At 38.1% G+C, this 14037-nt stretch carries 12 protein-coding genes; 6 read left to right on the plus strand and 6 right to left on the minus strand.

All coding sequences use genetic code 11. From position 1 onward, the window contains the following. Window positions 1-181 precede the first annotated feature (181 nt). Genes AA0017_RS13500 through AA0017_RS13510 form a run of 3 tightly spaced genes read right to left on the minus strand, consistent with a single transcriptional unit; the run spans window position 182 to window position 4433 of the window. A complete protein-coding gene (locus tag AA0017_RS13500) occupies window positions 182-1630 on the minus strand; it encodes a sigma-54-dependent transcriptional regulator (protein WP_413375133.1) in 1449 nt (482 codons plus the stop codon). Then, window positions 1627-3276: an ATP-binding protein gene (locus tag AA0017_RS13505; RefSeq protein WP_413375135.1), complete on the minus strand. Its 1650-nt coding sequence runs from the start codon at window positions 3274-3276 to the stop codon at window positions 1627-1629. The genes AA0017_RS13500 and AA0017_RS13505 overlap by 4 nt, the downstream gene beginning before the upstream one ends. A gap of 8 nt (window positions 3277-3284) precedes the next feature. Continuing rightward, window positions 3285-4433 (minus strand): iron-containing alcohol dehydrogenase, encoded by a 1149-nt coding sequence (locus AA0017_RS13510; RefSeq protein ID WP_413375137.1) that lies wholly within the window; start codon window positions 4431-4433, stop codon window positions 3285-3287. Window positions 4434-4880: 447 nt separating this feature from the next. On the opposite strand from AA0017_RS13510, the gene AA0017_RS13515 reads away from it, so the two are divergent. From AA0017_RS13515 to AA0017_RS13540, 6 genes are all read left to right on the plus strand, one after another. After that, on the plus strand, window positions 4881-6614 hold the full coding sequence (locus AA0017_RS13515) for an ABC transporter substrate-binding protein (protein ID WP_413382592.1): 1734 nt from the start codon (window positions 4881-4883) through the stop codon (window positions 6612-6614). Window positions 6615-6641: 27 nt separating this feature from the next. Then, window positions 6642-8393, plus strand: coding sequence for an ABC transporter substrate-binding protein (locus AA0017_RS13520; protein WP_413375139.1), 1752 nt, complete (start codon window positions 6642-6644; stop codon window positions 8391-8393). Between the two features lie 84 nt (window positions 8394-8477). Continuing rightward, on the plus strand, window positions 8478-9434 hold the full coding sequence (locus tag AA0017_RS13525) for an ABC transporter permease (RefSeq protein ID WP_413375141.1): 957 nt from the start codon (window positions 8478-8480) through the stop codon (window positions 9432-9434). A gap of 15 nt (window positions 9435-9449) precedes the next feature. Beyond that, the gene (gene opp4C / locus AA0017_RS13530) at window positions 9450-10376 is read left to right on the plus strand and encodes an oligopeptide ABC transporter permease (protein ID WP_413375143.1); all 927 of its coding nucleotides are present in this window, start codon (window positions 9450-9452) and stop codon (window positions 10374-10376) included. A gap of 5 nt (window positions 10377-10381) precedes the next feature. Then, window positions 10382-11368: an ABC transporter ATP-binding protein gene (locus AA0017_RS13535; RefSeq protein ID WP_413375145.1), complete on the plus strand. Its 987-nt coding sequence runs from the start codon at window positions 10382-10384 to the stop codon at window positions 11366-11368. Next, a complete protein-coding gene (locus AA0017_RS13540) occupies window positions 11365-12333 on the plus strand; it encodes an ABC transporter ATP-binding protein (protein WP_413375147.1) in 969 nt (322 codons plus the stop codon). Before AA0017_RS13535 ends, AA0017_RS13540 begins: the two co-directional genes overlap by 4 nt. A gap of 107 nt (window positions 12334-12440) precedes the next feature. Here the strand turns inward: AA0017_RS13540 and AA0017_RS13545 are convergent, their stop codons facing one another. From AA0017_RS13545 to AA0017_RS13555, 3 genes are read right to left on the minus strand one after another with little or no spacing between them, the layout of a single operon-like run. After that, a complete protein-coding gene (locus tag AA0017_RS13545) occupies window positions 12441-12707 on the minus strand; it encodes a hypothetical protein (protein WP_413375149.1) in 267 nt (88 codons plus the stop codon). A 26-nt stretch (window positions 12708-12733) separates the two neighbouring features. Continuing rightward, entirely contained in the window at window positions 12734-13201 is a 468-nt protein-coding gene (locus tag AA0017_RS13550; RefSeq protein WP_413375151.1) for a (2Fe-2S)-binding protein, read from the minus strand. Window positions 13202-13204: 3 nt separating this feature from the next. After that, window positions 13205-14035 (minus strand): FAD binding domain-containing protein, encoded by an 831-nt coding sequence (locus tag AA0017_RS13555; protein WP_413375153.1) that lies wholly within the window; start codon window positions 14033-14035, stop codon window positions 13205-13207. Between the last annotated feature and the right edge of the window lie 2 nt (window positions 14036-14037).

Raw genomic sequence — 14037 nt, forward strand, 5'->3', positions numbered from 1 at the left:
AAAAATCGGCAACTATTAACCATTTTTCCGGTACAAGGCCGAGTTTTTGTCCCGATCTTTTTGGACAGCACCATTCTCCCCACATAATAAAAAAGCCATTAACTTATTTGCTTTAAGTCAATGGCTCTTGAATTATTACAACTCAAAAGGCTTTTGTTTTTATCCCTACTTTTATCCACTCTTATTTTTCTTTTTCATTTAACAAATAACGGAGTTTTCGCAAATTAATATGTAAATGCTTGGAAGCTTCTTTTCGGTTTCCATACGTTTTATCTAGAGCTTTGTTAATAAAAGCTCTGGCTACTTCTGTCTCAAGACCTTTCAGTTCATTTAAAATTTCCTCTAAATTCACTTCATCTGCTTCATATTTATTTAACGTCTTATTCATCCATTTCTCAATTGATTCTTTTAATTTATGATTAGGCGACATTTCTGCTACACTCGATTTTGTTTTGGACGATAATGTTTCCTTTTGAGGTTGAATCGACAATGGAAGCTGTTCGGCTCCGATTATCGCTTCATTAGTCTCCTCGATCGCAACTAACCGCGTAATAAAATTTGTAAGCTCCCGAATATTCCCAGGCCACGAATATTGTTGGAGCAAATCCATTGCTTCGTCCGAAAATGATAGCTTCACTTCTGGGTACCGTTGTAAATAATAATCGAGCAATAAAGGAATGTCTTCTTTCCGTTCACGTAAAGGTGGAATGACTAAATGAACCACATTTAAGCGATAGTATAAATCCTCTCGAAATTTCTTTTGTTTGACTGCCTCGAATAAATTTTCATTGGTAGCCGCAATAATTCTAGCATTCGTTTTTACCACCTTTTCACTACCGACACGCATAAATTCCTTTAATTCAAGTACACGTAACAGCTTCACTTGTATCGGACTTGAAGCCTCAACCACTTCATCTAAAAATAACGTTCCGTTCGTAGCTACTTCAAATAAACCCTTTCGTTGTTTTGTTGCACCCGTAAACGAACCTTTTTCATGACCAAAAAGCTCACTCTCCAACAGAGATTCAGACAAAGCCCCACAGTTTACTCCGATAAAAGAAGAGTAGTTTCTTGAACTCGCCTGATGTAAAAACCTCGCTAGTACCTCTTTTCCTGTTCCTGTCTCCCCTTCAATTAACACATTTATATTTTTATTCGCTACTTTATAAGCTAATTCAGCAAGCTCAACCATTTTTTGATTAGAACCGATGATAAATCCCACTTCATTCGCTAAATTCGTTACATGTTGTTCCCCTCCGGTTGGCGTTTTTAATAACAGTTGCTCAACTTGTTCTTCTAACAAATCGATATCATCAAAGGGCTTCTCAATATAATCACTAGCTCCTAATTTAATGGCCCGAACAGCCGTTTCAATCGTGCTATACCCTGTCATAATCACGACTTTACAATTTGGCTGATGCTGTTTTATTTTCTCCAAAATCATTAATCCATTCGTATCAGGTAACTTTAAATCAATTAAGGCCAAGTTATAAAAGCACGTTTCAAGCTCAATTTTCAAAAATTCGCTTCCACAAGATACAACATCAACGTCATATCCTTTTTCAAGAAAAAGGTGGGATAAAAATGTACCGATTTCTTTTTCATCATCAACGACTAAAATATGAGTCATTTATTCACCTCAGCTTCACGCTGTGTTAAAGGTAGCGTTAAAATAAAGACACTGCCATTATGAAGTTCACTATCCACTCCAATATGGCCTCCATGTGCTCGAGCAATACCTAAACTCACTGAAAGGCCAAGACCTGTTCCTTTTTCAAATTCCTTCGTTGTGTGAAATGGGTGAAAAATGGCGGTTAACCGTTCTTTTTCAATTCCAATCCCGTTATCCGTCACTTTTAAACAGACATTATCATCGTCGACATACGTTTGGATGAATATTTGTTTTGAGAAATTAGCGTTTGGTTCTAGTGCATCTTTAGCATTTAACAATAAATTAATAATGATTTGTTCAATTTGTGGTTGATTTCCATCTAACAAAGGCATCTGTTTATCAAGCTCCACTTTTAAGCTAATACTACTTTTTTCTAATTGATAATTTAAAAGATTAAGTACTTGTGCGATCGCGTCATTTAGCGAGAATTTATCAAAAGAATATTCATCCTGCCTAGAAAAAGTTAATAGACTCTTAATGATATGTTTACACCTATCCCCGCAGTTTTTTATATCCGTTAATAAGATATAGTTCGGATCACCTGCCTGAACTTTTCTTAAAAGGAGTTGGGCATTGCCTAATATCGCCGTTAATGGACTATTTAACTCATGTGCAACACCAGCTGCCATTTCTCCAATCGCGGCTAGCTTGCCAGAATGAATAAGTTGGGTCTCCATTTTTCTCTTCTCCGTTACATCTTTAAGATAGGCAATGACCCCTTGTGGTTCCTTACTTTCATTCAAAATTGGATATGTCGTTAACTCAAATATCGATTGATCTTGTAAATGAATTTCTTGAAAGTCAGCTTGTAAAAACAACAGCGTGTTCTCGGCTACGGTCAAGCATACCCGATTGAGTTGTTCTAGCTCTGACTTTGGCTTTATTTTATAAAGTTGTTGGGCCGAGTCATTTACTTGTAAAATATTTAAATTCTGATCATAAATAATAATCTTATCATCAACAGCTTTAAACGTATTTTCCCATTCTTGTTTGGCCTGTAGCACTTCATTATACAGCTGGACATTTTCAATGCTGGCAGCTAAATGGTCCGTTAATTGTTCTAAAAAATGAAGATCGTCTTTGTCCCAATTCTTTAAACTTTTGCGACCAATCGTTAAAACCCCAATTTCATTGTTCTTACTAAAAAGCGGTAATACTAAAATGCTTTTTAGTTGATGAACCGTTAAATATTGCTTTTCACTAAAAGTAGTCTCCCTTTCCAACCATTCAAATCGTATCCGTCGCTCATTAATCGCAGACCAATAAAGGGAATGTTCCTTTGGAATAACCGAACTTAATTCTAGGGCGACACTATTCGTCGGATAAACAAAAGATAAAGAAAGTGAACCATTTTTCATCATTAAAAAGCTAAATCGTTCAAATTCAATAATTACTGATAACTTATCGATTAAATTATTTAAAATCTCATCTATTCTCATATTGACTTTAATACTCTTCATCACACCGTTTAATATTTCAAGCTGCATATTCTTTTTCTCAAGCTGCTCTACCGTTTTTTTCAATTCGGTATAATAATTTTTTTTCGATGAATCGACTCCTGTGAGGAGAGCTATTTTGGCGATTTTATCTTCTATCAAAATCATTCACCACCTTATAAAACTTGTTCGATAATCTCTTTCACTTGATGTATATTCATATCGCGAGGATTCGTAATCATACATGCATCACTAAGGGCTGTTTGACTTAAAATATCGACCATATCATTAGTGATCCCGACCTCCCGAAACCTTTTAGGAATGCCAATATCATGGGATAATTCCTTCACAAACTCTATTGCGGCATTACCCGCCTCTCTTTGTGTAAAACCTCTCGTATCAATCCCCATATATTCGCTTATTTCACTAAAGCGTTTTGGAGCCGCAATAAAATTAAAGTCCATAACATAAGGAAGTAATATAGCATTCACTTCGCCGTGAGGTAATGGAAATCGGCCACCGATCGCATGAGAAATCGCATGGGCAGCACCTAAAATGGCATTTGAAAAAGCTAGTCCCGCTTGTAAACTCGCCATCGCCATTGCTTCCTTTGCTTCTTCATTCGTTTTTGAAGCAACGGATGGTCGCAAATAATTGGCGACCAAAGTTAATGCATTTTTCGCTTGAACATCTGTTAGAGGAGTAGCGGCAATACTCACGTAAGCTTCTATCGCGTGAGTCAAAACATCCATTCCAGTCGCAGCCGTTAAATCACTATCCTTTGTGACCAAAGTATATGGATCAACAATCGCAATGTCTGGCACAAGTGTTTTTGAGATGATCGTCATTTTTTTCTTTTTCTTAGAATCAACAATGATTGAAAATTGCGACACCTCAGATCCTGAGCCAGCTGTCGTCATAATCATAACCATCGGTGGTAACGGTTTTCTAATTTTATCGATGCCTTCATAGTCTTTAATCTCACCACCATTTGTTGCGATAATGGCAATCGCTTTCGCTACATCTAAAACACTCCCACCCCCTACTCCAATAATCGCATCACACTCATTTTCGGTAAACTTTTGACAGCCTTGGATGACTTCATGATCAGTCGGGTCAGTCGTCACATCGATAAAGGTCGCAAATGGTAAATGTGATTCCTTACATATATCCATTACTTTTTCTAACCAACCCGCATTAACAACCCCATCATCACTAATAATTAGGACTTTCTTAGCCCCTAAACGAAGGCAAGCATCTCCTGCCTGTTTAATTGAATTTTTTCCGAAAATAATCTCTGGTGTAACAAATTTACTAATATTCATGACTTCACCTCACATAATTAGTTATTCTTTTTTACTAAAATCAAACGAAACATTTTGATTGGAATTTGTTCTTCTATTTTATCATTTATTGGGATTTTATTACCTAAAATCATTCATTATTAATTAGGCTATAATTTTTAAAACACATTAAAATGCCCTAATTATCATTTAGTCAATTCCGACTTGTTTTTAATGATTTAAAAACTAATTCAAGCCCATAGTCTTATTTCTCCACACAGAATATGAAAGATTTTTAGTAATATTACCTTATTATTTAATAAAAAATCACATAAAAACCAAATTCATTCCCATATTTTTTCAAATATTAATTGACAGAACCGTATTGTTTGATTATTATCGTTAGTATTGATAACAATTCATAGTATTTAGGTATGTTTTATCGAAATTATATGGTAAAGGGGAGGAATTCATTTGAAAAAGAACAAAATGAAGTTATTTATCACATCTTTAGTATTAAGTTTTACTGTTCTTCTAGTTGGATGTAGTAATGACACGACAACAAACGAGGCAACTCCACCATCGACAGAACCAACTGAAACCGAGAATGAGGAGGAAACTACAGTTGTAGCAGATACTGTTATTCCAGCTGAAAACCCAGCCGCATCACCAGTCCTTGCTCAAAACCGCGGTGGCACAGTAGTCGTTGGGCTCCAAGAACCTGGTGGTGTCTTTACACCATTCTTTAATACAAGTGGATATGATGGCAACGTACAGTCTGTTATGTTTCCACCTTTAGTTGAAATTAATGAATTAGGTGAGTTCATTCCCGGCCTTGCCGAAGATTGGACAATTTCAGCAGATGAATTAACCTATACGTTTGTCTTAAGAGAAAACTTAAAGTTTGATAATGGCAGTCCTTTAACGACTGAAGATATTAAGTTTACTTTAACGTTGTTACATGATCCAAGCTATGCTGGAGGTACAGATATTACCGAAGCAAACATTATTGGTGGTTTGGACTATAAGGAAGGCGATGCCGATACTATTTCAGGCATTAAGATTATCGATGAACGTACAATCGAAATCACAACAGAAGAGGTCAATGCCAGAGCGTTACGTCTTCTTGGTGGGCAAGTGCTTTCTAAAGCCTACTACGGTGCTGACTATAAAAAAGGGGATTTAGATTACATTAATGATTTACATCTGAATCCGCTTGGGGCAGGTCCTTTCCGTTTTGTTCAATACATTCCAGGACAAGAAATTCGTTATGAGGCAAATGAACATTATTTTGCTGGAAAACCAGAAGTAGAATTATTTATTTATAAAACAACCGAGGGTGACTCTCAACAATTTTTCCAAACAGGAGAACTTGACTATAGTGGTTTTGCTGCAAATGCCGATAACTTCGAACTATTACAGTCATTAGGTTTTGCTGATATTAACTTATATACTTCTTCTGCCTATAGTTATATCACCTTTAATCATGAAAACCCTATCTTTGAAGACCCTCGTGTCCGTCAAGCCTTCATTTTAGGACTTGATCGCGAAACGATTGTAAACATTCATTTCCAAGGCTATGCCGAAGTGGCCAATGTCCCTGTTTCTCCGGCTTCATGGGCTTATACAGATGACGTAGGAACAACAAGCTATGACCTTGAAAAAGCGAAAGAGTTATTAGATGAAGCTGGTTGGATTGAAGGAGCAAATGGTATCCGTGAAAAAGACGGCGAGAAATTGCAAGTGTACTATTTTACAAGTGCCGGCGGGATTTCCGATACTTTGATTCCTATTGCCACCGAAAACTATACGGAACTAGGAATTGACTTCCAAGTGGAACAAATGGATTTTAATGCCTTATTATCACGCGTCGATAACGGTGAGCATGATTTAGCTTCTTTCTCTACTCCGATGCTTACTGACCCTTACAATGGTGTCGCTAATTTTCATTCAAAAAATACTTCATCTGTTGTAAAAGGTTACGGAAATTCTGAGATTGATGCGTTGATTGATGCAACAAACTCAACGACTGATTTAGAAGAACGAACAGCTGCTTTTCATGAGCTCTATAAAGCCCTTGATGAAGAGCCACCTGTCATTTTATTGTCCTACTCTAAAGTGCTTTCGGCTACAAATGCCAGAGTCGAAGGGTTTGCACCAAATGGCTATCGTGGTATCTCTACTAGTCTTAAAGACCTTCGAATTATTAATGTGAACGAATAAAAATAGGAAAACATTGGAGAGAACAAGATGATTAAAAAAACAGTCCTTTCTTTATTTTCTATTGCTGCATTATCTACTCTTATAGCTTGTGGCAATAGCAACGACAGTGTCCAAAATAGCTCTAAAGAAATAAACACTCCTGAAACCGAAATAGAAACAACCGAATCAGGATTTGAGCTCGTTGATAACCAATTTATTGAAGCAACTGATTTAAGTGCGATTCCAGCAAATGCCCTACAACGAGGAAATACAGTCGTTGCGACATTAACAGAGCCTGGTGGCGTATTTAATCCTTTCTTTTATACAAATGGTTATGACGGAAACGTAACAGCGGTTATGTTCCCTCCCCTTATTGATGTAGATGCATCGGGTGAACCATATGCAAGACTTGCTGAGGATTGGGATGTTTCAGATGACGGTTTAACGTATACGTTCACTCTTCGTGAAGGTTTGACATTTGATAATGGCACTCCTTTAACAACCGAAGATGTCGAGTTTACGTTAACTCTTCTACATGACCCATCTTATGCAGGTGTCACTGATATTACCGAAGCCAAAGTCACGGGTGGTTCGGAGTATAAAGAAGGCGACGCTGAATCGGTTTCTGGAATTCGTGTGATCGATGAGCAAACGATTGAAATTGAAACCGAAGTCGCTAATTATCGTTCATTAAGATTACTCGGTGGTCAAGTCCTTTCTAAAGCTTACTACGGTGACCGTTACGAAAAAGGGGAGCTTGATTATATTCGCGATTACCACCTTGAGCCTGTTGGTGCTGGTCCATATAAATTTGATCGCTATTTACCAGGTCAAGAAATCCGTTATGCCTCAAACGAATTTTATTACGATGGCGAACCTGAAGCTGATTATTTCATTTATAAAACATCTGAAGGGGATTCCACTCAATTCTTTCAAACTGGAGAAGTTGATTATAGTGCCTTCCCAGCTAACCCAGATAACTTGGAATTACTAGAGTTATTAGGTTTTGCCGATATTAATATCTATCAATCTTCTTCTTATAGCTTTATTAAATTTAATCACGAAAAAGAAATCTTCCAAGATGAACGCGTCAAGCAAGCTTTTATATACGGCTTAGATCGTCAAACGATTGTTGATACGGCTTTTCAAGGATTTGCTCAAGTTGCTAATGTCCCGATCTCTCCTGCCTCATGGGCTTATACAGAAGAGGTTGAACCATATGCCTATAACCCTGAAAAAGCAAAAGAATTATTAGAAGCGGCAGGTTGGGTAGAAGGCGCAGATGGCATTCGTGAAAAAGATGGTGAGAAACTCGTTGTCTACTATTTTGTCACGCAAGGAAATCTTTCAGAAATCTTAATTCCAATCGCTATGGAAAATTATGCGGAAATTGGGATTCAATTTAAAGCAGAACAAATGGATTATAATGCACTATTAGCACGTACAGCCGATGGCGAGCATGATTTAGCAAGCTTCTCAACAACGATGCTTGCGGACCCATCTGATGGAGTTCGTTATTTCCAAACAAATGGTGGTGGCAGCTTCCAAAATACGAACGGATATTCAAACGAACGAGTTGATGAGTTAATTCAAGCAAGTGTGAGTACATTTGATTTAGAAGAACGGACTGAACTATACCACGAGCTCTATCAAGAACTAGCCGAAGATCCTCCATACATCTTTTTATCTTATGGAAAAGTTCTAGCAGGTACAAATGCTCGAGTTGATGGGTTCGAACCTAACGGCGTTCGCGGCATTACACCAAGTCTACCAAACTTAAAAGTAGTGGAAACAGAGTAGAAGTTTGTAAGTTATATGCGTATCCGCTCATAATCCCGCGGGTACGCTTTTCTTTCTTAAAACTCAAATAAAGGAGGTACCAGCTTGAAAGGCTATATATTCAGAAGAATTTTATACTTAATTCCAACATTAATAGGGGCGTCCATTCTTATCTTTTTTCTTTACTCCTTAGTGCCTGGTAATTTTGTCGATTCCGACCCAAATTTAACGGCCGAAAGAAAAGCAGAACTATATGCCTTATACGGATTTGACCAACCGATCTATATTCGATACTTCATTTGGATGGGGAATCTCTTCCAAGGAGATTTAGGTTACTCGCTTCAATTTCAACGCCCAGTTACAGAGGTGCTTGGGAATTATATTTGGAGCTCTTTTATCGTAGCGTTAGCTTCACTCGTTTTAACATGGTTTATTGCTGTTATCATCGGTGTTGTTTCGGCTACAAAACAATATTCTTTTTTTGATTCAGTTATTACGGTTCTTGTCTTTGCAGCTATGGCAACTCCCTCCTTTTTCCTTGGTCTGATCTTAATCAAATTTTTTGCTGTCGACCTTGGCTGGTTGCCTGCGGGTGGAATGATTACAACCGGTAGTGATTTAACCGGCTGGGAGTATATCAAAGACGTTGCTGAACATATGGTCTTACCCGTCCTTGTCTTAACAATGCTTGGAATCGGCGGATTAACTCGCTATTTCCGAACAAATATGCTAGAAGTGATTAAACAAGATTTTGTTCGAACAGCCAGAGCAAAAGGATTAAAAGAAAAAGTCGTTATTTATAAACACGCTCTACGAAATGCGATGTTGCCTGCGATCACATTATTTGCTTTTGAACTCCCCGCCTTATTTAGTGGGGCAATTATTACCGAACAAATCTTCAATTGGCCAGGAATTGGGGCGATTTACATGCAAGCCTTTACTGTTCGTGATTACCCACTATTGATGGGCTTTACGATGTTTATCGCTCTCTTAACCGTCATTAGTAATTTAATTGCAGATATCTTATATGGGGTCGCCGATCCACGAGTTCGGTTAAAGTAAGGAGATGATCATCTAATGGAAAAAGCTCCCATAATCAATCAAAAAGATCAAGCTAACCTAAAAGTTTCCCAAAAGTCGTCTATTTGGCGTCAAGTGTTTAAACGATTTATTAAAAAGAAAATGGCTCTTTTCGGCCTTGGTTTTCTCGTATTTATTTTCCTTTTTTCTTTTTTAGGTCCGGTGCTTTCACCGTATTCTAACACGGTGAATCCAACGAACATCCATCAACCACCTAGTCTTGAGCATTGGCTAGGAACTGATAACCTTGGACGTGATGTGTTAACAAGACTAATGTTAGCTGGGAGAATTTCCTTAACTGTTGGGATAGGGGCGATGGTTCTTTCCATTGCGATTGGTGCCACATTAGGAATGATCGCCGGTTACTATCGTGGCTTACCTGACCAAATTGTGATGCGAACAGCAGATGTGCTTATGACACTTCCTGGTCTTCCATTGCTGTTTATTATGGCCGCTGTAATGTCGGAATGGAAAGTACCAGCCGATCAACGACTATACATCGTCATGATCATGCTAAGTATAGTCGGTTGGGCTGGGTTAGCACGATTAGTTCGCAGCCAAATACTTAGTTTGCGCGAACGTGAATTTATGCAAGCGACAGACGCACTCGGCCTAAGAGATAGAAGAAAACTGTTTGGTCACCTCTTTCCCAACATTGTTCCAATTTTAATTGTAAGTGGGACATTAAGCGTTGGTGGCGCCATTTTAAGTGAATCTGTTTTAAGCTACTTCGGTTTAGGTGTCGTTCCTCCTACCGCATCATGGGGTAATATGATTAATGCCGCCAACTCCTTAATTGACTTTCAAAAACGCCCATGGCTTTGGATTCCTCCAGGTGTTGCTATATTTTTAACAGTCATAAGCATTAATTTATTAGGTGATGGTCTGCGTGATGCGATTGACCCTAATATGAAAAGAAGGTGAAAACAATGAATAATCAACCTTTGTTAAAGGTCAACAATTTACTAACACAATTTGGAACAGAAGGCGGAGTCGTCAATGCCGTAAATGACATCAGCTTTGAAATAAAACAAGGGCAAACCGTCTGTCTGGTTGGTGAATCTGGTTGTGGAAAAAGTGCAACGGCGATGTCAATCATGGGCCTCATTGAACCTTCTTCAGGAGGAGTTGCCGGTGGTGAAATCTTTTTTGAAGGAAAAGATTTACTGAAAATGAGCAAAGGTGACTTACGACGTGCTCGAGGAAATAATTTATCAATGATTTTTCAAGAGCCGATGTCCTCTTTAAATCCAGTTCTTACAATTGGTGAACAAATTACCGAACCTTTAAGAGAGCATGAATTATTATCAAAAAAAGAAGCCAAAAAACGAGCTATTGACCTTATTGAGCTTGTTGGAATCGGCAGAAGCGCAGAAATCTTTTCTTCCTATCCGCATCAATTAAGTGGTGGGATGCTCCAAAGAATTATGATTGCCATTGCTCTTTCTTGTAACCCACGGCTACTCATTGCTGATGAACCAACAACAGCTCTTGATGTCACGATTCAAGCCCAAATTCTGGAGCTCTTACGAAAATTAAAAGATGATATGCAAATGGCTATGCTGCTCATTACCCATGATTTAGGTGTTGTAGCCGAAGTGGCCGACTATGTCATTGTCATGTACGCTGGAAAAGTGATTGAGCATGCCCCAGTCATTGAATTGTTCAAAAACCCTAAGCACCCTTATACTAAAGGGTTATTAGCCGCTAAACCGGTTATTAATCAACGGAAGGATAGTCTTTATACGATCCCTGGGCAAGTACCTAATTTAGTTAATCTACAGCCTTCCTGTTATTTCAGTGATCGTTGCGAACATTGTATGGACATTTGTCGCACGACCATCCCCCCGCTTAAACGTGACGAATCTGAGCATGGGGTCGCATGTTGGTTATACGAGGAGGTTGATGGAGAATGAGCCAAACTCCTTTAATAGAAGTTCAAAATTTAAAGAAGTACTTTAGCGATGGAAAAGGTTTATTTAAGAAAAAATCAAATGTCGTAAAAGCTGTTGATAACGTCAGCTTTACCATTAATAAGGGAGAAACCTTTGGACTTGTTGGCGAATCCGGTAGTGGAAAAAGTACCATCGGAAAAAGCCTCTTACGTTTACAAGACATTACAGAAGGTGACATCTTATATAAAGGTCAGAATATCCATCAATTATCAAAAGAAGAAATGCGTCATCTCCGCACAAGTATGCAATTTGTCTTCCAAGACCCTTACAGTTCGTTAAATCCACGAATCCGTATTGGTGATGCTATCGGAGAAGCCTTACTCGATCATCAGCTCGTTTCCAAAAGTGAGGTTCGGCGAAAGGTTATTGAGGTTATGGAGCTATGTGGTTTATCAGAGTATCAAATCGATCGTTACCCTCATGAATTTAGTGGTGGGCAACGACAAAGAATCGGTATTGCACGCTCAATGATTTTAAATCCAGACTTTATTATCGCCGATGAGCCCGTTTCCGCATTAGATGTATCGATTCAGGCTCAAATTATTAACCTTTTTAAAAGACTACAAGAAGAACAAGATATTACATTATTATTTATTTCACATGATTTAAGTGTCGTTGAGCACTTGTGTTCGAAAATTGGTGTTCTTTATCTCGGGACAATGATGGAGCTCGGAACACGGGAACATATTTACCAAAACCCACTGCACCCGTATACAAAGGCTTTATTATCAGCGGTTCCGATTCCAGATCCTTTGTTAAGACGTGAGCGAATTGTTTTAAAAGGAGATATTCCTGATCCAAGTAACCCACCTTCAGGATGTAAATTTCATACACGCTGTCCTTTTGCCACAGACATTTGTCGTGATAAAGTGCCAGAGTTTCGTGAGGTCGAGGCAGGGCATTTTGTTGCTTGTCATTTAGTTTAAATATGTAGAGGAGCACCTAGGACAAAGCCCTCCTCTGCTCTGAAAAGCCGGTGACATTTTATAACGAGTAAAATGTCACCAGCTTTCATTTGCTATTTCTATTCCCTTTATTGCTGTAGTTGTCCTGCTTGTTTTAAAAGTTGTTCTACTTGTTTTAATTGCTGTTGGATATGCTGGTATTGTTGCTGCTGAGCTGGTGCTGTACTATTTTGAGCTTGTTGAATAAGTTGTGTCGTTTGTTTGATCTGCTGTTGAGCCTGTTCAATCACTTGAGGATTTGCTTGCTGAAGTAACTGCTGCACCGATTGCTGGGCTTGCTGTAATGCCTGCTGGGCTTGCTCAGTAAACTGTTGCCCTTGTTCATAAAGTTGCATCCAAAAAACTCCTCTATATTATAAATTTACGTACTTTCCTTATATTTAGGTAAACAAGCTTTTATAGCCTTTTCAATCTCTTGATAACTCGTACAGCGGCAAATATTTGATTCCAACCAATCTTTAATAATCGCATCATCTGCTTCAGGGAATTTCTGAATAAGAGCATGACAATTCATAATAAATCCTGGTGTACAATAACCACATTGAAAGGCGAATTCTTTAATAAATTGAGTTTGAAGTTCAGCGTTTTGAACTCCTTCCACGGTCGTGATTTTTTTATCAACACCTTCGATCGCAAACATCAGACACGCTTTCATCGAATCTCCGTCAACATCGATTGTACAAGAGCCACAGTCTCCATTTAAACAACCCGGTTTTGCACCAGTTAACCCTACTTTTTCGCGAAGAACAAATAATAATGTATCGGCGTTCCTAATAAACACCTCATGCTCTTCCCCATTTATATTTAATGTAATTTCCGTTTTATACATGTTCTACCCTTCCATCTCATTGAGCACATCAAGTAATGTGTTTTTTAAAACAAATATTCGATACTCAGCAGACCCATGAGTATCGGTTAAAATTTCAGCAGGAATGTGCTGCAGTGCCTCTTCAATTCTTTCCTCTTTCGATAAATGTTGCTTATTTAAACTTTTTTCAAAAAGCTCATTCCGAAACGGATAGGAACATAATCCACTAAAGGCCACTTTCAAATAGTCGTTTTCTTTCAGCACTGCCGTTGTGAGGAGCGGATAGCCGACATCCCACTGCCTTCTTTTTTTTATACAAAGAAAAGGAAACTCTAACTCTTTGTTTTGAGTGATGACTTGAACAAGAAATTCACCCTTTTCTAAATTCATTTTTTGATCAAACACTTTACTGATTGGCTCTCTTCTTTCTCCACCCGGACCAGCAATTACCACTTCACTATTTGTTAATAACAGTGGCAACACCGTTTCTCTGAAAATGATATTGGCACAAAGGTTTCCACCTAGAGTAATTTTATTTCGAGCCGTTCGGTCAGCGATTTCGACAATCGCTTTATTTAAAAAAGGAAACCAATGCTTTTCATAGATCGTCGTTAAAGATACAGCAGCACCAAATGTCAATTGTTGTTCTTCTTTTTTTAAGATTAAACATTCTGGAATCGCCTTCAGATCAATAACAGCATCTGTGATAATTTTATTTTCTCTCCCTAATGTAATTACTTCGGTACCACCTGCCAAATAAAGGGGATCCTTCCCTTGCTTTTGCAAAGCTTGGAATAATTCAATAGCTTCTTTTATAGAGGTTGGTTTAAAATATTGAAAATCAAAAGATAACATGA

Origin of the sequence: Alkalihalobacillus phoenicis, assembly GCF_047302405.1 — a bacterium.
In the GTDB taxonomy this organism is placed as follows: Bacteria; Bacillota; Bacilli; order Bacillales; family Bacillaceae_D; genus Alkalihalobacillus.

Excerpts from the sequence above, each read along its gene's own strand:
- AA0017_RS13535 (WP_413375145.1), top strand. The coding sequence starts at position 10,382 with ATGAATAATCAACCTTTGTTAAAGGTCAACAATTTACTAACACAATTT.
- AA0017_RS13515 (WP_413382592.1), top strand. The coding sequence starts at position 4,881 with ATGAAGTTATTTATCACATCTTTAGTATTAAGTTTTACTGTTCTTCTA.
- AA0017_RS13540 (WP_413375147.1), top strand. The coding sequence starts at position 11,365 with ATGAGCCAAACTCCTTTAATAGAAGTTCAAAATTTAAAGAAGTACTTT.
- AA0017_RS13510 (WP_413375137.1), bottom strand. The coding sequence starts at position 4,433 with ATGAATATTAGTAAATTTGTTACACCAGAGATTATTTTCGGAAAAAAT.
- AA0017_RS13555 (WP_413375153.1), bottom strand. The coding sequence starts at position 14,035 with ATGTTATCTTTTGATTTTCAATATTTTAAACCAACCTCTATAAAAGAA.
- AA0017_RS13500 (WP_413375133.1), bottom strand. The coding sequence starts at position 1,630 with ATGACTCATATTTTAGTCGTTGATGATGAAAAAGAAATCGGTACATTT.
- AA0017_RS13505 (WP_413375135.1), bottom strand. The coding sequence starts at position 3,276 with ATGATTTTGATAGAAGATAAAATCGCCAAAATAGCTCTCCTCACAGGA.
- AA0017_RS13545 (WP_413375149.1), bottom strand. The coding sequence starts at position 12,707 with ATGCAACTTTATGAACAAGGGCAACAGTTTACTGAGCAAGCCCAGCAG.
- AA0017_RS13520 (WP_413375139.1), top strand. The coding sequence starts at position 6,642 with ATGATTAAAAAAACAGTCCTTTCTTTATTTTCTATTGCTGCATTATCT.
- AA0017_RS13550 (WP_413375151.1), bottom strand. The coding sequence starts at position 13,201 with ATGTATAAAACGGAAATTACATTAAATATAAATGGGGAAGAGCATGAG.
- opp4C (WP_413375143.1), top strand. The coding sequence starts at position 9,450 with ATGGAAAAAGCTCCCATAATCAATCAAAAAGATCAAGCTAACCTAAAA.